At 41.8% G+C, this 21,146-nt stretch carries 19 protein-coding genes; 7 read left to right on the forward strand and 12 right to left on the reverse strand.

Translation table 11 applies throughout. The features are described from left to right. Positions 1–13: 13 nt before the first annotated feature. From rbsC to ACP7A0_RS17365, 8 genes are all read right to left on the reverse strand, one after another. Complete coding sequence (rbsC, locus tag ACP7A0_RS17330; RefSeq protein WP_003215300.1) at positions 14–967, reverse strand: ribose ABC transporter permease RbsC; 954 nt, start codon at positions 965–967, stop codon at positions 14–16. Position 968: 1 nt separating this feature from the next. Further along, the gene (locus ACP7A0_RS17335; RefSeq protein WP_106036455.1) at positions 969–2,450 is read right to left on the reverse strand and encodes a sugar ABC transporter ATP-binding protein; all 1,482 of its coding nucleotides are present in this window, start codon (positions 2,448–2,450) and stop codon (positions 969–971) included. Between the two features lie 15 nt (positions 2,451–2,465). Then, positions 2,466–2,858, reverse strand: coding sequence for a D-ribose pyranase (gene rbsD, locus ACP7A0_RS17340; RefSeq protein WP_060597455.1), 393 nt, complete (start codon positions 2,856–2,858; stop codon positions 2,466–2,468). Further along, entirely contained in the window at positions 2,855–3,733 is an 879-nt protein-coding gene (gene rbsK / locus ACP7A0_RS17345; RefSeq protein ID WP_106061467.1) for a ribokinase, read from the reverse strand. Before rbsK ends, rbsD begins: the two co-directional genes overlap by 4 nt. Further along, on the reverse strand, positions 3,730–4,716 hold the full coding sequence (locus ACP7A0_RS17350) for a LacI family DNA-binding transcriptional regulator (RefSeq protein ID WP_060597451.1): 987 nt from the start codon (positions 4,714–4,716) through the stop codon (positions 3,730–3,732). Before ACP7A0_RS17350 ends, rbsK begins: the two co-directional genes overlap by 4 nt. 117 nt (positions 4,717–4,833) lie before the next feature. Continuing rightward, positions 4,834–5,976 carry a Ger(x)C family spore germination protein gene (locus ACP7A0_RS17355; RefSeq protein ID WP_066031636.1) on the reverse strand — a complete coding sequence of 381 codons (1,143 nt, stop codon included), beginning with the start codon at positions 5,974–5,976 and terminating at the stop codon, positions 4,834–4,836. Beyond that, positions 5,966–7,063, reverse strand: a complete 1,098-nt coding sequence (locus ACP7A0_RS17360) for a GerAB/ArcD/ProY family transporter (RefSeq protein ID WP_060597449.1) — start codon at positions 7,061–7,063, stop codon at positions 5,966–5,968. The genes ACP7A0_RS17355 and ACP7A0_RS17360 overlap by 11 nt, the downstream gene beginning before the upstream one ends. Continuing rightward, on the reverse strand, positions 7,053–8,534 hold the full coding sequence (locus ACP7A0_RS17365) for a spore germination protein (protein WP_066031637.1): 1,482 nt from the start codon (positions 8,532–8,534) through the stop codon (positions 7,053–7,055). The genes ACP7A0_RS17360 and ACP7A0_RS17365 overlap by 11 nt, the downstream gene beginning before the upstream one ends. 747 nt (positions 8,535–9,281) lie before the next feature. Here ACP7A0_RS17365 and pgsB point away from each other — a divergent pair. The 5 genes from pgsB to ACP7A0_RS17390 all read left to right on the forward strand — a co-directional run bounded on the left by pgsB (position 9,282) and on the right by ACP7A0_RS17390 (position 13,610). Then, complete coding sequence (pgsB, locus tag ACP7A0_RS17370; protein WP_034660210.1) at positions 9,282–10,463, forward strand: poly-gamma-glutamate synthase PgsB; 1,182 nt, start codon at positions 9,282–9,284, stop codon at positions 10,461–10,463. 15 nt (positions 10,464–10,478) lie between these two features. Next, entirely contained in the window at positions 10,479–10,928 is a 450-nt protein-coding gene (gene pgsC, locus ACP7A0_RS17375; RefSeq protein WP_012011488.1) for a poly-gamma-glutamate biosynthesis protein PgsC, read from the forward strand. 18 nt (positions 10,929–10,946) lie between these two features. Next, positions 10,947–12,113 (forward strand): CapA family protein, encoded by a 1,167-nt coding sequence (locus ACP7A0_RS17380; protein WP_426005867.1) that lies wholly within the window; start codon positions 10,947–10,949, stop codon positions 12,111–12,113. Then, positions 12,110–12,280, forward strand: a complete 171-nt coding sequence (locus tag ACP7A0_RS17385) for a hypothetical protein (RefSeq protein ID WP_003213661.1) — start codon at positions 12,110–12,112, stop codon at positions 12,278–12,280. The genes ACP7A0_RS17380 and ACP7A0_RS17385 overlap by 4 nt, the downstream gene beginning before the upstream one ends. A gap of 106 nt (positions 12,281–12,386) precedes the next feature. Next, positions 12,387–13,610 carry a C40 family peptidase gene (locus ACP7A0_RS17390; protein WP_426005869.1) on the forward strand — a complete coding sequence of 408 codons (1,224 nt, stop codon included), beginning with the start codon at positions 12,387–12,389 and terminating at the stop codon, positions 13,608–13,610. A gap of 56 nt (positions 13,611–13,666) precedes the next feature. On the opposite strand, the gene ACP7A0_RS17395 is transcribed toward ACP7A0_RS17390, so the two are convergent. Both ACP7A0_RS17395 and ACP7A0_RS17400 read right to left on the reverse strand, forming a co-directional pair. Beyond that, complete coding sequence (locus tag ACP7A0_RS17395; protein ID WP_181185424.1) at positions 13,667–14,548, reverse strand: Cof-type HAD-IIB family hydrolase; 882 nt, start codon at positions 14,546–14,548, stop codon at positions 13,667–13,669. A gap of 202 nt (positions 14,549–14,750) precedes the next feature. Beyond that, positions 14,751–15,716, reverse strand: coding sequence for an LCP family protein (locus ACP7A0_RS17400; RefSeq protein WP_034660205.1), 966 nt, complete (start codon positions 15,714–15,716; stop codon positions 14,751–14,753). A gap of 272 nt (positions 15,717–15,988) precedes the next feature. Here ACP7A0_RS17400 and ACP7A0_RS17405 point away from each other — a divergent pair, with 272 nt between their 5' ends. Together ACP7A0_RS17405 and ACP7A0_RS17410 are read left to right on the forward strand one after the other, a co-directional pair. Next, positions 15,989–17,353: a sugar porter family MFS transporter gene (locus tag ACP7A0_RS17405; RefSeq protein ID WP_095285705.1), complete on the forward strand. Its 1,365-nt coding sequence runs from the start codon at positions 15,989–15,991 to the stop codon at positions 17,351–17,353. Between the two features lie 137 nt (positions 17,354–17,490). Further along, positions 17,491–18,888, forward strand: coding sequence for a glycosyltransferase (locus ACP7A0_RS17410; RefSeq protein ID WP_426005872.1), 1,398 nt, complete (start codon positions 17,491–17,493; stop codon positions 18,886–18,888). 12 nt (positions 18,889–18,900) lie between these two features. Here the strand turns inward: ACP7A0_RS17410 and ACP7A0_RS17415 are convergent, their stop codons facing one another. Together ACP7A0_RS17415 and ACP7A0_RS17420 are read right to left on the reverse strand one after the other, a co-directional pair. Next, positions 18,901–20,046, reverse strand: a complete 1,146-nt coding sequence (locus ACP7A0_RS17415) for a Ger(x)C family spore germination protein (protein WP_426005874.1) — start codon at positions 20,044–20,046, stop codon at positions 18,901–18,903. Next, complete coding sequence (locus tag ACP7A0_RS17420) at positions 20,043–21,143, reverse strand: GerAB/ArcD/ProY family transporter (protein WP_106030586.1); 1,101 nt, start codon at positions 21,141–21,143, stop codon at positions 20,043–20,045. The genes ACP7A0_RS17415 and ACP7A0_RS17420 overlap by 4 nt, the downstream gene beginning before the upstream one ends. Positions 21,144–21,146: the final 3 nt, after the last annotated feature.

Consider the following 21,146-nt stretch of genomic DNA (forward strand, 5'->3'; position numbering starts at 1 on the left):
AGCAGCTGCCTCCTTAAGCAGATTTCTTTCTGTCTAGTAGGACTGCAATCAAGATGACAATCCCTTTCACAACAGATTGATAGAATGATGATACACCAAGTAAGTTCATACCATTGTTCAAGACACCGATGATGAGCACCCCGATCAGTGTGCCGACAATTCGCCCTCTTCCGCCAGACAGGCTTGTCCCGCCAAGTACAACAGCAGCAATCGCATCAAGCTCATAGGATGTGCCAGCTGTTGGCTGAGCTGAGTTTAGGCGAGAGGTCAAAATGGCACCCGCTAAAGCAGACATGAAACCTGCCAGTGAATAGATCATAATTTTTACGCGCGGTACTTTGATTCCTGAAATGAGCGCAGCTTTTTCATTTCCGCCGATGGCATACGTTCTTCTGCCGAAAGGTGTTTTATGAAGCAGCACCCAAAGTACGATAAAGGTGAGAAGCATCGTGATTGCTGGAACAGGAATGCCTAAGAAATACCCGCGGCCGAATAACTGAAAGGCATAGTTAGAACCGAGTCCTGTAATCGGGTTTCCGTCTGTATAAACAAGTGTTAATCCTCTAAAAATGGTCATCGTGGCAAGTGTTGCGATAAAAGGAGCCATTTTTCCTTTTGTAATTAAAAGACCGTTGACCATCCCAAGAATAGCGCCGATGATACAGCCAACGATAATAGCTAAAATCGGGTCCATACCAGACACGATAAATCCGGCAGTCAGAGCACTAGAAAGTGCTAAAATGGCACCGACAGACAAATCAATTCCTCCGGTTAAAATAACAAACGTCATTCCAAAGGCAATGAGGGCATTAATGGAGATTTGTCTCAGTAAGTTTAAGATGTTTAATGGCTCTAAAAAGGCTGGGTTTAAAATAGAAACAATGGCGACAAGGATGATGAGTCCTAAGAATGGCCCAAGCTTTTGCATGATGTTGTCAAATCGTCCATTTGAAGTAAGTGGTTTCATGTTACTTCCCTCCTGTAGCTAGTGTCATAATTCGTTCTTGTGTTGCGTCTGATTTATTTAATTCTCCGCTGATGGTTCCTTCATGAATGACAAGCACTCGATCGCTCATCCCTAGAATTTCTGGGAGCTCAGAGGAGACCATTAAAATGGCAACACCTCGATCAGTCAGTTCATTCATTAACTGGTAGATTTCTCGTTTCGCTCCGACATCGACACCTCTTGTCGGTTCATCTAAAATTAAGACCTTCGGCTGGATGCCGATCCATTTGGCGATGACGACTTTTTGCTGATTTCCACCAGAGAGACTTCGAGCAGAAATTTCAGAGGAAGCCGTTTTAATTGTCAGTCTTTTGATGAGCAGGTCGACAAAATCCTGTTCGTTTTTCTTATCAATCAGTCCTTTTGGAGAGAAGCTTTCTAAGTTTGGCAGTCCAATGTTTTCTCGGATGGATGCATCCAGCATGAGTCCTTCATCTTTGCGATCCTCTGTGATAAAGCCGATGCCGAGCTTGACGGCATCACTTGGTTTTTTAATGACAGCCTTTTTCCCATGGACCCAGATTTCACCTTGATCAAGAGGATCAAGACCAAACAGCGACCGCATCATTTCGGTTCTGCCAGCGCCCATTAAGCCTGCAACACCGACGATTTCTCCAGCTTTGACTGAGAAACTGATATCATGGAATTGTCCTTTTCTTGTCGCTTGCTTCACCTCAAGGACAATATCTCCTAGAGAAGGCAATCTCTCAGGGTATCGATCTGTTAATTCGCGGCCGACCATTTTTTTGACGACCTCATGGAAATTCGTTTCAGGTATGGCTTTCGTATCGACTGTTTTCCCATCGCGCATGATTGTAATCCGGTCACAGATCGCAAAGATTTCCTCCATACGGTGAGAAATATAGACAATGGATACGCCTTCTTTTTTGAGAGATTCAATGACCTGAAAGAGCTTTTCAATCTCACGGTCTGTTAGAGCTGCTGTTGGCTCATCCATGATGATCACCTTCGCATCAGTCATTAATGCCTTTGCAATCTCAATCATCTGTTTTTGTCCAACAGAGCAGCTGCCTGCCTCTTGATCAAGCGAGAGGTTCACAGACAATCGGTCCAGCTGGCTTTGGGCAAGAACCTTCATTTTCTTTGTGTCTAGCAATCCAAACTTCGTATAGATTTCTTTCCCGATGAATAGGTTTTCCAAGACGGTCATATCCGGCCATATGTTGAGCTCCTGATGAATAAAGGCGATGCCGTGTTGTTCCGCTTCCTTCGGATTTTTGAAAGCGGTTTCTTTTCCGTCGATTTGAATCGTTCCTTGATCTAATGAATAAAGACCTGTGAGCAGGTTCATTAAAGTTGATTTTCCCGCGCCATTTTCGCCCATGAGCGCGTGGACCTCACCTGTGACGAGGTCAAAGGAGACCCCGGAAAGAACGGTGTTTTTTCCAAAGGCCTTATGGATGTTATGCATCTCAATGTTCATATCTGGCTCCTCCTTTTAAAAGATGACACCGGCATGAAGAATGCAGTTTGCGTATGGGGTGGCTTCACCCGTGCGAATGACTGCTTTTGCCTGCTTGGTCATGTTTTTGAACGTCTCGTGGTCTACATCATGTAATGGCTGTGAGAACGCTTTCTTTAGAAATAGATGATCTCGCTCATTGGCTTCTTTGATTTCACTAGCCACAGTAATGTGTTCAACCGCCATTTCCTGAAGAAGGAGAGAGGTGACCTCCTGAAAGGACGGTGTGCCGATTGATAACGCCAGGTCGATTTTGACTGGACCTTCTGGAATAGGAAGACCGCAGTCTGCGATGACGATTGTATCTGTATGACCAAGGTCAGCAAGTACCTTGGCGATATGACTGTTTAAGATGCCGTTTTTTTTCATTTCTTTTTCTCCAGTTCTTCTCTTGTTGGCATGCCGCCTTGTGCACCGAACTTTGTGACAGACATTGATGCTGCAAGGTTGGCATAGGCAAGTGCGTCATAGAGAGATTTGCCCTCTGTTATTGCTACAGCCAAGGCTCCGTTAAAGGTATCGCCTGCTCCTGTTGTATCAACTGCTTCAACAGGAAAGCCTGGAACTAGCACTTCTTTCAATCCGTCAAAAAATCGAACCCCATTTTTCCCTTCTGTGATGAGTAATTTGTTAGGGTATTGACGCAAGGCGTCTTCAATTGGGAGTCCATCAAACATGAGAACAGCTTCGTGCTCATTCGGTGTAATATAGGCAGCCTGGTCTAAAACCTGCTGCGATACTTTGCGGGCAGGTGCAGGGTTTAAAATCACAGGGATTTCTTTGTCACTGCAAATGGAGCAGACAGCTTCGACTGTTTCTTCAGGTATTTCCTGCTGAACGAGAACTATCCCAATATCATCTATTGTAGAAAGTGCCTCTCTAACATAGTCAGGAGTGACCTCGTCATTTGCTCCTTTGACCACGACAATGCTGTTATCACCTTCTGCTAAAATGATATGAGCGGTGCCGCTTTCCATTTCGGTAACCGGTTTCATATATGGGGTGCGGACCCCTTGATCTTGTAGATTGCTGACAATATCCTGACCATAAGCATCATCACCGACTCGGCCGACCATGTATACATCTGCACCGAGTCTGGCACTTGCGACTGCTTGATTGGCGCCTTTTCCCCCTGGGACGGTTTTAAATGATTCGCCTAACACCGTTTCACCGGCATTTGGCCGTTTATCCGATGTGACGACTAAATCCATAGAACAGCTTCCTACTACGACAATATGACTCATTGTGAATCCACCTTTCTTGTGGTCTCTCGTTCAATAAAAGAGACGGGCATTTGGATAACTGGTTGATCTATAGGTTGTTTCTGAATCGCTTTGATTAACAGCTGTGCCGCTTCTTTTCCCATCTCATAGGCAGGCTGCCTAATCGTAGATAAGGAAGGGAAGAGCAGCTCGCTTTGCGGAATATCATCAAACCCAATGATTTGAACATCATCTGGAATGGCTTTTCCGATCCGAAGCGCTTCGTGTATGACCGCTGTTGCGACGATGTCATTGCTGGCAATGATGCCATCTGTTTCAGGGTACAGCTGGAAAAGAGCCTTGGCGCTCTTGCGGGCTTCTTGAAAGGAAAATGAAGCATTAGACATCACATGAAAGTCGACTCCTTTTTCCGTCAGTACATCGAGTGCGCCCTTGAATCGCTGCCTCGCTGTTTGAAGGTGGGCAGGTCCTTTTAGCAGTGTGATCTGCCGGCTGCCGCGTCTGATTAATTCCATTGCGGCCATTTTCCCGCCAGCTGCAGCATCTGCAAACACAGAAGGTGCATGTGGAACGGTTCGATCTAAGAACACAACCGGTAATTCATCATCATTGTATATATCTGATTCAGGTTCGTTTGTGACAGCGATGACACCGACCACTTGATTTTGTTTAAAGGTTTGTAAATAGGCCATTTCCTTCTCTCGATCTTCATCACTGTTTCCGAATAATAATCGAAAACCATGCGCATGAATTTCGTCCTCAACGCCTCTAGCGAGCTGAGGGAAGAAGGGATTCGTAATATCAGGTAAAATCAAACCGATTAAGCGTGATTCTCTTTTGAAAAGGGATCTAGCCACTTCATTGGGAAAGTAGTTCAGCTCCTGCATCGCTTGTGTCACGCGGGTTTTCGTATCTGTATGGACATATCCAGTATCGTTAAGCACGCGTGAAACAGTGGCAACAGACACTTGTGCAGCTTTTGCAACATCTTTAATTGTAGCCAATGGAGTGCCTCCCTTCGTGAATGTGTAACCGTTTACACAGATAGATTATCATGAAAGCATTAAAATGACAATCTTAAAAAAATAAAAAAATAAAAGAAAGATGCTATCTTCCTTTTATTAACTAGTAATCCCTGTTTCTGTAATATTCACTTTGATTTTTGGGATGATTTTTACATTTGGATAATCAGTTTTCCAATTCATTTTTACATATTCATCATAATTTTTAACGCGATACTTTCTTCCAAGACTTAACACGTCGGAGTTTGATTTCTGCAAAACAGAGATTACTTTTTCTGCTTCCTTTGTGAAAATAGCTGATAATCGTTTGTTTAGTTCATCGATCTTTTTCGTACTATCTAAATTGTCTTTCGGATATTCAACGACAGCTGTTTTGAATTCGAAATCTAGCCCAATTGTCACGTTTCGATGATCAGAATTGAGAATACGAATATCTCGTTTTAAGTCGGTGACTTGGATGGTAATATAGTTATTTCCCTTCAACTCCATATCATTTCTGATCTTTTTAGTGAAATTTGCATATTTCCCGATTTTATTATTCATGAGATTGAGAAGCATGGCATCTTGACCATAAAGCTCACCAGTTTTTTTCTCATTATCGAATAAAGCCACACCTGCTACTTTGATTAGTTGTTTAGACTGATCAAATACAATTAAAGGCAGGGTAAAGTCTTCTCCTGTTTGGAGCATCTTTGAGCGTATGCTTTGAATATTTCCAGCGGTCACTTGTGAACCTCTTGAGGCAGTTGTAATGAGATTGTTTAAATAGTCACTGACAATGAGCTGTTCTTTTAGTAATTTGTTGATCACATCAATACTTGAACCGCCTTTCACAACGGCTAAATTGGCAAGCAAAGGACTTTTCGGATCGCGATAGAACATGTCTAAGTAGGGAAGAAGTTGATTTTGAGAGAATTCATCACCGATCAGTAAAATCCTCATTTTTGACATATCAATCTTTTGGTCAACCATTCGGCCGAAGTCTGTTCCCGCTTTACGTAAAGTTGGAGCATTGGTTGTCAGTACAGTGGTTGAATAAGTACCTGAACTTCCTTGCTGCATACTTTGAGACTGTTGTACTTTTCGGTAGGTAATCGATACTTTTGCGTTATCATCTTCCCCTTGATCAATGGCGGAAGTAAGGACAAGGGAGATGTTTTTTAATAGGTTTTGATCCCAGCAGCCAGGCATCATGGTGAGAGACACGCACATGAGGAGAGTCAGGACATATTTATGACGCATGTGATTTCACCTTCTTTTTACGTTGTTTGATAAAGATAACGATCGCCATGAATGCTGGAAGTGTGTAAATGAACGAATACTGAGCAATCGTTGTAAAATCATTGAAACGCTGAATGCGAAAGTTATCGACTGCCAAAAAACAGCTAGACGCATATATCAGAATGGCGAAACAATAAACATATTTTTTGTGATCCTTTTTCTTCAGTAAACTGGAAATGCCATTTGCACAAAAGTACAGATAGTTACTCAATGTGGCAAGAATAATAAACACCCAGAAGCTAAGAAAAATTAAATCTGTCCGCTCAATGATACCGAAGGAAATGGTTTTTAATAAGTAAAGAACAGGGTTGGGAATCACATCAAGCTCAATTGGACTAAAAAACATAAAACAAATCAATGTAATAAATAGGTAGTAAAGCGTCGTGCATATATTTGAAATGGTCATGATTTTATACCGTTCCTTAATCGTGCCTTTCATAAAGGGAGAAAGAATAAGGATCATCTCAAATCCATTCATCGATAGGACGACGTCCTTCAGCCCAAGCTGAAACTGAGAAATGTCTGTTTGAAAAAAAGGCATCAGATAATCGATATTGGTCCCTTTTAATGAATAGAACATCAGCAAGGAAAGCAAAAGGAGAAGGGGAGTTAAGATAAAGTTAAACCTGACAATGGCTGTAATTTGCTCCTTCGCAATATAAACAATGGAAGTAATGAGTAATAGATTGATGACCCAGTTTGGCGTCAGCGGCAGAACCCACATACCAATAATTCTGGTGAAAATGGATAAAACGACAATACAGACGGAGGCAAAATACAGTATATACAGTGCAATCAGTAATTTCCCAATCCATTGACCAAATACATCAATTAATGCTTGGAAGAATGATGTTTCTGGATATTTATGAATGATGTAAATGAAAATTGTATTGATGATTTGGATAAAAAAACAGGCGACAATGATCGCCATCCAGCCATCGTGTCCCATGTCTTTCATCAAAAAGTGGGGGAGCGATAAAATACCGACACCAATTTGAGATTGAATGAGAAAAAAGACAGCTTGAGGTGGAGATATTTTATTTTTCATTTTTCTTTTTCCATCCTCTCAAATGTTCAATTTGCTTTTTCTTTTGCGGATTTAAATAAACAGGGCGATTTTTGTACATCCACATTGGGAGGCGGATTACAGTATCTTTTAAATCCTGCCAGTTAAATGGAGTAACAGGTGATAAGTATGGTACCCCTAGTGATTCAAGGCGGCATAAATTCATGAGAATGATGGATAATCCAAATGAAATGCCAATAAAACCAAACATTGATGCCATGAACATGAGCGGGAAACGCAGCATCCTAATGGTGGCCGTCATTTCAAATGATGGAAGGACAAAGGAAGCGACAGCGGTCACGGCGACCACGATGACAAGAACATTTGAGATGAGTCCTGCTTGTACAACAGCATCCCCAATGACCAAACCACCTACGATACCAATGGTTTGACCAATTGGTCTAGGTAGACGCACCCCTGCCTCACGAATGAGTTCAATGGTGATTTCCATTAGCATCGCTTCTATCAAAGGAGGAAATGGGATACCGATAATTGAATTTTTCATCGTTATGGCTAATTCATCTGGGACGACCTCATAATGAAAGCCAATGACAGCGATATAAAAAGATGGCAAAATGACTGCGATGATACAGGCAAGATAGCGGAGAACACGGATAAACGTAGCCGGAATCCAGCGGCTATTATAATCATCAGGTGATTGAAAGAAGCTAAAGAAGGTGACAGGAAGAATGATGGCCATCGGACTGCCATCCATCATCACCACAATTCGCCCTTCAAGGATTGCAGATCTCACCTTATCAGGGCGCTCTGTATCAATAAGCTGCGGGAAAATAGAAAATGAATCATCCTCAATCGCCTCAACAATAGAGCCAGGACTTAGCAGCGTGTCTACTTTAATAGAAGAAATCCGTTTGTTTACCTCTTCTACCTTTTCTTGATTAGCGATATCAGATATATAAACAGTCGCAAGCTTTGTTTCAGATTTTGTACCAATCTTATGATACTGAATGGCGAGCTTTCGATCATTTAAATGCGAACGCAGTAAGTAGATGTTGGTATCAAGACTTTCAACAAATCCGTCATGTGCTCCAGCAATAATACTTTCAGATGAAGGTTCAGAAATAGAGCGCAGCGGCGGCTGACCGACAGAAAACAATTTGATCTGTGAGGAATTTTCATCAAGAAACGCAATGCTTCCAGCAATAATACTGTCAGTGATCAGCGTCAAGTCACCTGTTTCGAGTGTGCTGAGAGATTTCGTATATTCCTGCTTTCCAGGAGGACCTAACAAGTTGCCGATAATGAAATCATTTAGTTTGCCTTCATCTACTCTTGTTTTAATAAAAAACAGGACAGATTTCGTTTCATTCACCATTAACTCTCGGTATTCAAAATCCCCGCTTTGCTGAAATGTCTTTTTCAGAATTCGGATTTTTTCCTCGAAGCTGCCTGATAAAAAATGCAACCGTGTTTGCTCATTGCTGTTTGGCATCTTTAGCCTCCTCTCACAGATTTTTTAACCTTAGTGTAAGCGGAGAAGCTGATTTTATTCGTCATCTTTGGGGAAAGCATGACATGAATTGACAACTTTCAACTAAAATCATATTAAAAATGTTAAGAAATGATGAATCTTGATAAAAACAAATGAATAATGTTTCATTGTTTAGGTCATAAGGAGCGAATATCGTAAAAAGCAGGTATTCCGAAATGATCAATAGTTTACATCTTATCCCAATTTTTTGTGACCCGAAAATAAGCATATGACTTGATTTTTTTAGAGGTGACCTTTGTCATAGGTCAACGCGTAGCATTCTGACCGATGAGGATGACTTTCTAACCTGTTCCTTCAAAAATCGAAAACATTCCAAAACACGCACTATTCATTTAAAGCGCTGATATGACTGATGTTATAGAGTTTAAAGGGCTTTAAAACATTGATTCAAAATACATCTTAATAATTGTCAAAAAATTTAGGGAGAAAAGGACAAAAGATTTTCCGATGCTTGATGGTAACGCTTTCTCTTGATTGAAGCTGAAATTCATACCAATTTTTGTCCGCCTTTTGGCCTTTTCATTTAAAGAAGAGCTAGGCAAATCCGCCTTCTGATTAGAGGAATTTGGCATACGAGGAAGTGAAAGATTATGTTACATAATACCGATTGTGATTTTATGCTGAACATATATACTGTTGATTGAATTTACATATCACACTCATAAAAAAAGGAGATGTAGATAAGCGATGTGGTTAATCGTTATAGCCTGTGTCATCATGTTAGGGATTGGCTTTATTGAAAAGAAGCGTCACCAGAAAAATATCGATGCCTTGCCGGTGCGCGTCAATATTAATGGTATTCGCGGAAAGTCTACCGTTACAAGATTGACAACCGGTATCTTAATGGAGGCAGGTTATAAAACTGTCGGCAAAACAACGGGAACAGATGCAAGAATGATTTATTGGGATACGCCAGAGGAGAAACCGATTAAAAGGAAACCGCAAGGACCAAATATCGGTGAGCAGAAGGAAGTTATGAGAGAAACCGTTGAAAGAGGAGCAAATGCCATCGTCAGTGAATGTATGGCAGTAAATCCAGATTACCAAATTATCTTTCAGGAAGAGCTGCTTCAAGCGAATATTGGCGTGATCGTAAACGTTCTTGAAGATCATATGGACGTAATGGGGCCGACACTTGATGAAATAGCAGAAGCCTTTACAGCGACAATTCCTTACAATGGACACTTGGTTATTACGGATAGTGAATATACGGAATTCTTTAAAGAGATTGCGAAAAAACGCAACACAGAAGTCATTGTTGCAGATAATTCCAAGATTTCTGATGAGTATTTACGGAAATTTGAGTACATGGTCTTCCCAGATAATGCCTCACTTGCACTTGGTGTTGCACAGGCATTAGGAATTGATGAAGATACAGCATTCAGAGGAATGTTAAATGCGCCACCTGATCCAGGAGCGATGAGAATTCTTCCATTAATGGACGCGAAAACACCTGGACACTTTGTAAATGGTTTTGCGGCAAATGACGCATCATCTACATTGAACATTTGGAAGCGTGTGAAAGAGATTGGATATCCAACAGATGAACCGATTATTATCATGAACTGCCGTGCGGATCGTGTAGATAGAACGATCCAGTTTGCGGAGGATGTACTTCCTTATATTGAAGCAAGTGATCTTGTCTTGATTGGTGAAACAACAGATCCAATTGTGAAGGCATATGAGGATGGGAAAATTCCGGCTGACCACTTACACAACCTTGAATATCAATCTACAGAAGAAATTATGAATATGCTTGAGAAAAAGCTTCATAATCGAGTGGTTTATGGAGTCGGCAATATTCATGGTGCCGCTGAACCGTTAATCGAAAAAATTCAAGAATACAAAATTAAGCAGCTTGTCAGCTAGGAGGAAATATAGAAAATGTTCGGATCAGATCTTTATATCTCGTTAATTTTAGGTGTTCTACTTAGTTTAATCTTTGCAGAAAAAACAGGAATCGTACCAGCTGGACTTGTTGTCCCAGGTTATCTGGCGCTTGTATTTAACCAGCCAGTCTTTATTTTAGTCGTCTTATCTGTCAGCTTGCTTACGTATGTCATCGTTCGCTTTGGTCTATCGAAATTTATGATTTTATACGGACGCAGAAAGTTTGCTGCGATGCTAATTACAGGGATCGCCTTAAAGCTTGTATTTGATTTCTTCTATCCAGTGGTCCCATTTGAAATAGCAGAATTCCGCGGAATCGGTATTATCGTTCCTGGATTGATTGCAAATACGATTCAAAAGCAGGGTCTTACGATTACCCTTGGAAGCACGTTACTTCTAAGTGGTGCAACATTTGCCATCATGTATGTTTACTATCTATTTTAAGATAAGGTGTGTCCAATGATGAATAAAAAATTGAGCTTTCAGGAAAAGCTGCTGAAAATCACAAAGAACCAAAAGAAAAAGACGAATAAACACGTACTGATTGCTTTACCGATCGTCATTGCTTGTACATTTCTATTTACGTTTATCGGGAAAGCACAAGTGCCAACTGTACAAAAGAATCCAGAAAACATCCTGACCGCTTCGTTTGTCGGTGACATTATGTTTGGAAGAAACGTAGAGAAAGTAACAGACCGCTATGGAAAACAGCATCTCTTTCGCTACGCCAAGCCATATTTTGATGTGTCAGATTATGTGACAGGTAACTTTGAGCATCCAGTCGCATCAGATAAAGAACAAGCGGCACAAAAGAATATTCATTTGAAAACAGACGAAGATTCTGTCAAAGCATTGAAGGATTTGAATTTCTCTGTATTAAACTTTGCGAATAACCATGCGGCAGACTATGGTGAAAAAGGGCTGAACAATACGATTGATGCCTTTGAACATGCTGGCATGGATTATACAGGCGCAGGCCGTAACCTTCAGGATGCGAAGCAGAACATTTCGTACAAAGAAGTAAATGGTGTCAAAATCGCTACACTTGGTTTTACTGATGTGTATGGGAAAGATTTTAAAGCAACGAATCGCCAGGCGGGTATCTTGCCAGCCGATCCATCTATCTTTATTCCGATGATCTCGCAGGCTGCTGAAAAGGCAGATATCGTCGTTGTTCATGCTCACTGGGGACAGGAGTACAACAATGAGGTAAAAGATAGACAAAGAGAATTGGCAAGAGCGATGTCAAAAGCTGGTGCTGATATCATTATCGGTGCTCATCCGCACGTTCTTGAGCCAATGGAAGTCTATAACGGTACGGCGATCTTCTATAGCTTAGGGAACTTTATTTTTGACCAAGGCTGGTCAAGAACACGTGATTCTGCACTTGTTCAGTATCATCTGAATGAAGATGGAAAAGCGACATTTGAAGTTGTCCCAATGTACATCAAGGAAGCAACACCTGCTCCGGTTAAAGCAGGATCTTTTGAATCAAAATCCATTATCCGTATGCTGACAAATGGTACGAATGCGGATTGGAAAGAAAAAGACGGACACATTTTCTTTGAAGTAGATCACGCTGATAAAGTTAAACACTTAAAAGAAAACGGAGGGAAAGAGAAGAAATGAAATTCCTAAAAGCAAGCTGGCCGTTTGTTGCGTTAATTTTAGTCTTTGTCTTTATGTCTGCTTTTAAATTTAGTGACAGCCTCACAGATCATGAAAAACAAAAGATCTCGGTTGAAATGCAGAAAATCGAACAGCAAAAGCAGTCAAAAACGGAAGCAAGTAAATAATTTTAAAGAGCATAGAGGGCGCGCATTGCGTGCTCTTTTTTGTCGAAAAAAGGTGTAAAATGAAAGGTGTCATGCCGAAACTATAGAAGAAAGGAGGGGAAAGATCATGAAATGGAAAGAAATATTGATTGGTGGGTGTGCGCTCGTAGGGCTGATGTTCATGTCTCAATCAGAAGTATCTGCTCAAACAGCGTCTCCTTTGGAGCAAGCGGAAAAGCTGATCGGAACACCTTATCATAAAGGAGGAACCGATCCAAAAACGGGCTTTGACGCATCTGGATTGATTCAATATGTGTACAAGACATCAGGAGCATTTGATTTGCCGCGGAAGGTGATCGACCAGTATCAGATTGGGGAAAAGGTATCATGGGACAAAGCGCAGCCCGGTGACCTTGTATATTTCCGCAGCCTTGAAGAAACAAAGGATATCCCGACACATGTGGCGTTGTACGCTGGTAACGATCAGATCATCCACATCACGCTCAGTCAAGGTGTGGTGAAAACAGATGTCAGCAAAAGCAAATACTGGACAGACCGATTTTATGCAGTCAAACGACTGCCCGGTACACCGGAAATCTCTGATGACCGTCTTGTGAAAGATGCGATGAAATATTTAGGTATTCCTTATGTATTTGGTGCAGCAGACCCTAAGGTTGGCTTTGATTGTTCAGGCTTTTTACAATATTTATTTGAAAAATCACTAGGGATTTATTTACCTCGAAGTGCTGAACAGCAGTGGATGGTTGGAGAAAAAGTGGCATTAGCGGATATACGTCCAGGGGATTTTGTCTTTTTTAGCAACACATATAAGCGAGGTATTTCTCATGTAGGGATGTATATTGGGGGCGATCGTTTTATTCATGCGAGCCGTTCGGAAAGTGTCACGATTTCTTATTTGTCTGAATCGTATTGGCGCGAGAAATGGACAGGTGCGAAACGATTAACGGACCTGAAATTATCAAAAGAAGATCCGGTTGTCTCAAAAGCCGCTACGTATATTGGTGAAGTTCCTTATGTCAAAGGCGGGACGAATCCAGAAGAGGGATTTGACACAGCAGGGTTCACACAGTACGTGTATCGAGAAGTGCTTGGTATTGATCTGCCTCGCTATGCGTCAGGTCAAGTCAAGACAGGTACGCCTGTGAAACGTTCGGAGCTGAAGCCGGGAGATCTCGTTTTCTTTAGTGGAACGTCATTGATGCCGGCGATTTATGCAGGGTCAAATCAAGTCATTCATGTCACCGTCTCAAATGGTGTCGTGCTTACGAATATGAAAACAAGTACGTACTGGAAGAATAAGTATGAGACGGCTGTTAGAATCAAAAAATAAAGAAAAAGCCCGATCCACGCTCGTATCGGACTTCTAGACTTCTCTCTAGGCGCTGATCAGACTAGCGTCTTTTTTTCGTGGAATTGATTTTGTAAAAGCAGATCAATAAAGTAAGCAACACCGTCTTCATGATTGCCTTTTGTGATGAAGGTGCTCTTTTCTTTAATAACATCTACGGCATTCCCCATTGCAATGCGGTGGCCTGCTTCCTCAAACATGGATAGATCGTTGGGGCTGTCGCCAATCGCATAAATATGTGAGCGGTCTACGCCATAATGAGCTGCGAGCTTTTTGAGAGCATGTCCTTTCCCAGACTCTTTTGGCAGTACCTCAATGATATGTTTTCCAGAAGAGGTCAATGAAAGCTCAGGCATTTCCGCGAGAAGATCTCGTGCTTCCTGTAGCTTGTTCATATCAAATGAGAAGCAGAGTAATTTATAGGTCGCTTCATTCGACTCAAAAATCTGGCGAATATCATCTACTGGTTTGATGCCAAATTGTTTGAATTGAGTCATCGCTCCTTCCCATAAATCAGCTACATCCTCATTTGGGTTCGCACTTTTGATGACATCAAATTCTGCTTTCAGCTTCTCTTTTCCATCAAAAGGAGAGAGGAGCGCATCGTCCGTATAGACCTCAAAGTAAATGTTTCGTTCCACTAATGCCTTAGCCGCTCGTTTTCCTGCTTCTTGGTCAAGTGTGATACGGCTGAAAAGTTCGTATCCTTCGGTATGAACGGTTCCGCCGTTTGCTGCAATAATGGGGATGTCCAAATTGCCAAGCAGTTCCTTTACATCAAAAGTCGCCCGCCCTGTACAGATGGTGACAATATATCCCGCTTCCTTCGCACGAATCAATGCCTCCCGGTTTTGAGCAGATATTTCACTTTTTGTATTTAAAAGTGTACCGTCTAAATCAATCGCAATCATTTTTTTCATCGCTGTCAAATCCTCCTTCATGCATGCAATAGCCTCTTCAAAGTATGTACGATTTCCTTCATTCTCATGAGCAATAGGATGGTTGTTCCTCTCTATCAAGGCTAAACAAAAATGACCGAATGATCAAGGGAATAAGCCAAAGGGTTAAAATCTACATCAACGTCAACAAGTAGAAAAGCGCCCCCTTAGGGACGCTTTCTGTTTATGATAATTCAAGCTGCTTCTTCAATTCAGTCTTCACTTCGTTTAGCTGGTTTTGATCCAATTGGTAATAATAAACCCCGTTTGGCTGGTAATCAGAGCCTTTAAGCTGAATGGTATCGACCGATTTCAATGACGTCAGAAGCGGGAACAGCCCGACTAGCTCTTTCATTGAAAGATTGGTTGAGACATTCTCACCAAGTGTATCAATGATATTGTCATATGACGGAATAGACGTTAACGATTTTGATTTATCAAAAATGGCTTTTAATACTTCCATTTGACGCTGTCCGCGCATTAAATCACTATCTGCCTTTCTTGTTCTCACATATGCGAGAGCTTGATCACCGTCTAGTGTATGAGTTCCTGTTTGAAGCTGTACCTTGCCCTTTGTATCTTTTAGAACCTGTTTGACCACATATTCATCCTTGACGTTAATAGAGACTCCGTTTAGTTCATTGACGATCTCTTTAAATGCTTTGAAATTACTTTGGATCACAAAATCAACCGGAATATCTAGTAAATCTTCGACTGTACTTAAGGTTAAATCTGCACCACCAAATGCGTGTGCATGTGTAATTTTGTCATAGCCATGCCCTGGAATATTCACATATGAGTCCCTTGGAATGCTTAATAATTTTACGGTTTTATTTGTACGATTGACGGTTGCTAAGACCATTGCATCGCTTCGTGCTTGTTTCACTGTTTCGCCCGGTCTGCTGTCAATGCCAAGCAGCAAGACAGAAAAGCTGTCTTTCCCAGGATCGAATGCTTCAATCCTTTTGACAGATTGAGCGCCGCGATCTAAAGATACTTGCGCTTTTTTGGCAGCGCTTGTCACTTTATAGTAGGCATAGCCTGTGACAGAAGCGGTTGTCAGTAAAAGAATACCGACTATAAATAGAGTGACTTTCACCCATGGCTTTAAACGCTTTTTTCCTTTGCGTTTGCTTCTTGATTGATCCATATATTTTAAACCCTCGCTATGATTTTTATAGTAAAGATGTCCTTCTTTTTGCTTACAAACTAAAACAAATATACCTTAAAACGGGATATAGTGCGACATTTTTTTCACTAACGCTTAATTGACGTTTCCTTATCGTAAAAAGTTTCAATGATACTTCAAATGAAATATATTTGTCATAAAACATTGAAATGTTTGAAATGACAGGAAGTGAGGAAAATGATTTTCCATAGAGAAACATCCAGTACATACAGAACAAAAGAGGGGTTATGAACATGAAAAATCGGAATGGATGGCTTTATTTCTTCGGCGCACTTGGCGGCGCCTTATATGGCTATGATACAGGTGTCATTTCTGGCGCCATCTTATTTATGAAAGAGGATTTAGGGTTAAACGCGTTTACAGAGGGACTTGTTGTCAGCTCGATTTTAATCGGGGCGATGCTCGGTTCCTCTCTATCTGGAAAGCTGACAGACCAATTCGGGCGGAAAAAAGCCATCATCGCCGCAGCGATTTTGTTTATTATCGGTGGATTTGGTACAGCCCTTGCTCCGAATACGGAAGTGATGGTCTTATTCCGAATTGTGCTAGGGCTTGCTGTCGGGTGCTCGACAACGATTGTTCCATTATATTTATCTGAACTTGCTCCAAAGGAATCTCGAGGTGCACTGTCCTCATTAAACCAGCTCATGATCACATTTGGTATTCTTCTCGCCTATATTGTGAACTACGCTTTAGCGGATGCAGAGGCATGGCGCCTGATGCTTGGAATTGCGGTCGTGCCTTCTGTGCTTTTATTATGTGGGATTTTGTTTATGCCGGAAAGTCCCCGCTGGCTGTTTGTCCATGGACAGGCAGACCGTGCGAAAGAGATATTATCTAAACTCAGAAAGAGTAAGCAAGAAGTTGAAGAAGAAATTTCAGATATTCAACAGGCAGAAAGTGAAGAAAAAGGCGGTTTTAAGGAATTATTTGAGCCATGGGTACGCCCAGCATTAATTGCTGGTGTCGGTCTTGCCTTTCTGCAGCAGTTTATCGGAACCAATACAATTATTTACTATGCACCAAAAACATTCACAAGCGTTGGCTTTGGTAATTCAGCGGCAATTTTAGGAACCGTCGGAATTGGGGCAGTGAATGTCGTCATGACGTTTGTGGCGATTAAAATCATTGACCGTGTAGGGCGTAAAGCGCTGCTCTTATTTGGAAATGCTGGCATGGTCCTAAGTTTAATTGTCCTGTCAGTGGTCAATCGATTTTTCGAGGGGTCAACAGCTGCAGGATGGACAACCATTATTTGTTTAGGACTCTTCATCGTCATCTTTGCTGTCAGCTGGGGTCCAGTCGTTTGGGTGATGCTTCCGGAGCTGTTCCCGGTACATGTAAGAGGAATCGGTACAGGCGTCTCTACTTTCCTCCTTCATACAGGGAATTTAATCATCTCGCTTACATTCCCAGCTCTATTAAGCGCGATGGGTATCAGTAATCTTTTTCTCATTTACGCGGTCATCGGCGTAGGCGCCTTCTTGTTTGTGAAATATATGGTGACTGAAACGAAAGGGAAAAGTCTTGAAGAAATTGAAGAAGATTTAAAAAAGAGGAACCGTGCCGTCACAGGTGAGGAAGGAAAAACGGTGTGAACAACGACCAGCTGCCCGCATGCAGCTGGTTTTTCTTTGTTAAACAAACGTTTAATCAAGAAAGGACAATCTCTCATCTTCTGAACGTGCTGCATATGACATACATATGGAACAGGCGAGCGAAAGGTGGAAATGAGATGAAAGGGAAAACGAGCATTGTCATGCTGACGTACAATGAACTGCATTTAACGAAAAAATGTATCGACAGCATCAAGCAGCATACCCGAAGTGACCAATATGAACTCATCATCGTTGATAATGCGTCAACCGACGGGACGAAGGAATATGTGAGAGAGCTGAACGATGTGATTTTCATAGAAAATGCAGAAAATCGAGGCTTTGCAAAGGGCTGTAATCAAGGAGCGAAAAAAGCGACAGGGGATAGCATTCTCTTTTTAAATAACGACACGATCGTCACGGAAAACTGGCTTTCTCCATTAAGAGAGGCGTTATTTGCATCAGAACGTATTGGGATGGTAGGGCCAGTCTCCAACTATGTGAGCGGTCCTCAAATGGTCGAGCCATCGTATACAAATGTGAAGGAGCTCCCAGCTTTTGCGAAGAATTATACGGCTGTGAAAAAAGGTCAGAGAACTTATGTACATCGGCTTGTGGGATTTTGTCTGCTTGTGAAAAGAGAGCTCATTGAAGAAGTAGGGTTATTTGATGAGCGGTTCGTGTATGGATCATTTGAGGATGACGACCTTTGTTTGAGATCCTTACTGAAGGGATATCAGCTTCAAATCGTTCACGATTCATTTGTGCATCATCACGGTCATGCAACCTTTCGAGCGAATCAAGAAACGAACATCTCTACATTGTTTGCAGAGAACAGGCTGCGCTTTTTAGATAAATGGGGAATTGACCTCAATCTGATGACCCCTCATCCATACTTTGCGGCTCTGCTGACTGAAGATGCTTCATGTGTACTTGATGTGGGATGCGGCGCAGGGGCCACAGGGCTTGAACTAATGAATCGGCAGTCTGTTGACATGTACGGGGTAGAGGCCGATCCATTAAAAGCAGCAATCGCAAAGGCATATTACGAAGAAGTCATCGAGGCAAAAGCGGATGAGTACCCATGGTTAGAGAAAGAGGCCTTTTTTGATGCCATCATTTTTTCTGATGTTTTAGAGCATGTGTCAGATCCTTGGAACATCATTGAACAAGCGCACGCATCTTTAAAACCGGGCGGCGTGATCATTTGCTGCCTGCCAAACATGATGCATGCGGAGGTGCTTCTCCCGTTAATGACAGGGGATTTTACGTATCAAGATGTAGGGATTTTAGACCGAACCCATCTGAGGTTCTTCACACCAAACACGATGCGTGCGCTTTTCCCAAACCATTTGTTTGAACGGGTGATCGAGCAGCGCATCAATGTTCAGATTGATCAGAACGTCCAATTGTTTTTTGACGAGGTGGCGAGAGTAGGAGCGTCACTTGGCTTTCAAACAAAAGCGTTGTCTGATCAAGTGACCTTATATCAGCTTTTAATTGTCGTGCGTAAAAAAGGCGGCTCCCCTTCGAGATAACCGCCTTTTGCATTACCATTTGAAGCTTTTTGTTGCGCCTTCTGCCCCAAAGTTTAAAATGCTGACTTTGACATCATATTCGATATCCGCTTCTTGAAAGAGCGTATCCCATTCGTTTCGATGCTTTTCCCAATAGTCAGGGTATTTAATACGAAACTGCCGGCTTAAAAATATGGGATCAACGCCCACCTCTTTTTGCACATGATGGACTGCTTTTTGAATTCGCTGTTTGATTTTATTCGCAAAAAGAAGCTCATATCTTTTGATGTACTGCTCATCGTATGAATTTTCTGCAGGGTACTGATCTTCAGAGAGCTTTCCTTGGGTGTTGACATTAATTTTAAAGGAAATATGTCCATCCTTCAGATAGGGTTCAATCTTGGTTTTTGATTTCTTAATTTCATACGTGATCGGAAAGTCTTTGTAGGTGGCAGGTACAACGCCGCCTGAAATTCGGTCCATCACCCAATTTAAAGATTGGACATCCTTCGCAGGGATGAAGCCGATCAGCTTTCGTGTTTTTCCATCAATGATTCCTGCTCCATCATAAATCAGTTCACCGTCTATCGCATCTACACTTTGGACAAGGAAGCTAGCACCCATCTGGAAGTAATCAGATGCCCGGCCAATACGGGTTGGCAGCAAAATCTTTCCGTTAAAGCTTCGGTTTTTGGATGTTTCAAAGATATGTTCAACCGGAACCTTTTGCTGTGATTTCAATTTTTGGTTGATCACTTTTGACGCATCATCTCGTGACACGAGAAGGTAGCTGCTTCGCCGAACCTCATCATCTCGTATAAAGTGGTTGAGCGTTCCTTGAATATCGTGATGCTCTGCCTGATTTTTGCCGAACAAGAAAATTTTTAGATGATCACTATAGATCGGCGGGTCCTTTAAGGAGACATTACTGACAGCCTCCAGCACATTTTTCCCTTTTGAGACGACATTCACATGGCCAGGAGAATCAGCCTCTTGTGTCCCACCCATCTTCGGAACCAGGTTTTGGTAGGTGAGCTTGACTCCTTTCTGATCTTCCTCGTCAATGCCAATGCCGCGCACAAATGATAATTTTTCAATATCCTTTAAATCCCAGCACCCTGCTGATAGAAGGAAAAGACAGCAGGACAAAAAAAATAACAACAAACGCCTTCTTCTCATGCAGAACGACCTCCCCATTTTTTACGTATCATCAACAGAACAGCTGTAATAAAAGGAATGGCTAAAACCGCGAACAATGAGTAGCCGAGTAAAGTAGAGTAGTAAAAGACTTCATTGATATTTTTCGGAAAAAGGGAGAGTGCAGAGGTAATTAAAAACAGCAGCCATAGCAGTCTCGTAATACTGGTTGTCTTAAAGACCGTGTGACAGCCTTTAATCGCAAATTGGAAAAAGCCAAGCATACAAATGAACTGCTGGCAAGTCCAGATCGTCAGTAAAAAAATATCAAATCGTTCAATGAAGACCCCTTCAAGTTCTAGTGCTTGAATGAGTGAGACAGTGGGCCAGGTGAGGGATTTCGTTTCTCCAACGGTCATGGAACCAATCACAATAAAGAGCGTGAGAGAGTAGATAAGTGAGGTAATTCCGACCCCGATCGCAGCGGCCCATTTCGCCTTCGACCATTTGTCTTTATAAATGAGTGGTACAACAAACAAAATGACCTCAAAGCCTGTAAATTGAATAAATGTTTGAGAGAACAAATTACTGAAATCTTTAAACCCGTTCGCCATCACCGGGCGTAAGTAATCAAAATCGAATATTTTCAAACTAAACAGCATGAGCCCAATATAAATGATCATCGTCATCGGATATATGTATGTCACCATTTTCACTATTGGAAAGATACCACTTTTCAAATGATAGATCGCCACAAGAAGAAAAATCATCACAATCACTGCCATGGGAGTCGATTGCAGCAGGAAAAACTGAACAACCTCTCCGAGAACACGCGCTTCAAAGCCGACAATGCCTAGTAAATAGGCAATCAGCATTAAATTAAAGAACGTGCCAAAGATTGCACCGGCTCCTTTAGTATTTGACTCAAAAATGGTGTCTGGTGCATTCTTTTCAGCAATCCATCCTAACAAAAAAGCAACGAAAGCAAAGATGACTCCCTGTATTAATACAATGATCCAGCCATCAGGGAACCCTGAATTGGCAGAACTGCGTGGAATAGTTAAAATTCCAGCGCCTATCATTGTAGAGCTGCACAGAATGGTGACTTGTAACAATGATAGCTTCTCAGCTCTGTACATCGT

This window comes from Bacillus sp. DWP3-1 (genome assembly GCF_049896565.1).
In the GTDB taxonomy this organism is placed as follows: domain Bacteria; phylum Bacillota; class Bacilli; order Bacillales; family Bacillaceae; genus Bacillus.

What these genes read in the sequence shown, in the direction of transcription:
- rbsK (WP_106061467.1), bottom strand. Translation starts at nt 3,733, where the DNA reads ATGAGTCATATTGTCGTAGTAGGAAGCTGTTCTATGGATTTAGTCGTC.
- ACP7A0_RS17420 (WP_106030586.1), bottom strand. Translation starts at nt 21,143, where the DNA reads ATGTACAGAGCTGAGAAGCTATCATTGTTACAAGTCACCATTCTGTGC.
- ACP7A0_RS17390 (WP_426005869.1), top strand. Translation starts at nt 12,387, where the DNA reads ATGAAATGGAAAGAAATATTGATTGGTGGGTGTGCGCTCGTAGGGCTG.
- rbsC (WP_003215300.1), bottom strand. Translation starts at nt 967, where the DNA reads ATGAAACCACTTACTTCAAATGGACGATTTGACAACATCATGCAAAAG.
- rbsD (WP_060597455.1), bottom strand. Translation starts at nt 2,858, where the DNA reads ATGAAAAAAAACGGCATCTTAAACAGTCATATCGCCAAGGTACTTGCT.
- ACP7A0_RS17360 (WP_060597449.1), bottom strand. Translation starts at nt 7,063, where the DNA reads ATGAAAAATAAAATATCTCCACCTCAAGCTGTCTTTTTTCTCATTCAA.
- ACP7A0_RS17355 (WP_066031636.1), bottom strand. Translation starts at nt 5,976, where the DNA reads ATGCGTCATAAATATGTCCTGACTCTCCTCATGTGCGTGTCTCTCACC.
- ACP7A0_RS17395 (WP_181185424.1), bottom strand. Translation starts at nt 14,548, where the DNA reads ATGAAAAAAATGATTGCGATTGATTTAGACGGTACACTTTTAAATACA.
- pgsC (WP_012011488.1), top strand. Translation starts at nt 10,479, where the DNA reads ATGTTCGGATCAGATCTTTATATCTCGTTAATTTTAGGTGTTCTACTT.
- ACP7A0_RS17415 (WP_426005874.1), bottom strand. Translation starts at nt 20,046, where the DNA reads ATGAGAAGAAGGCGTTTGTTGTTATTTTTTTTGTCCTGCTGTCTTTTC.
- ACP7A0_RS17400 (WP_034660205.1), bottom strand. Translation starts at nt 15,716, where the DNA reads ATGGATCAATCAAGAAGCAAACGCAAAGGAAAAAAGCGTTTAAAGCCA.
- ACP7A0_RS17380 (WP_426005867.1), top strand. Translation starts at nt 10,947, where the DNA reads ATGAATAAAAAATTGAGCTTTCAGGAAAAGCTGCTGAAAATCACAAAG.
- ACP7A0_RS17385 (WP_003213661.1), top strand. Translation starts at nt 12,110, where the DNA reads ATGAAATTCCTAAAAGCAAGCTGGCCGTTTGTTGCGTTAATTTTAGTC.
- ACP7A0_RS17365 (WP_066031637.1), bottom strand. Translation starts at nt 8,534, where the DNA reads ATGCCAAACAGCAATGAGCAAACACGGTTGCATTTTTTATCAGGCAGC.
- pgsB (WP_034660210.1), top strand. Translation starts at nt 9,282, where the DNA reads ATGTGGTTAATCGTTATAGCCTGTGTCATCATGTTAGGGATTGGCTTT.
- ACP7A0_RS17410 (WP_426005872.1), top strand. Translation starts at nt 17,491, where the DNA reads ATGAAAGGGAAAACGAGCATTGTCATGCTGACGTACAATGAACTGCAT.
- ACP7A0_RS17335 (WP_106036455.1), bottom strand. Translation starts at nt 2,450, where the DNA reads ATGAACATTGAGATGCATAACATCCATAAGGCCTTTGGAAAAAACACC.
- ACP7A0_RS17405 (WP_095285705.1), top strand. Translation starts at nt 15,989, where the DNA reads ATGAAAAATCGGAATGGATGGCTTTATTTCTTCGGCGCACTTGGCGGC.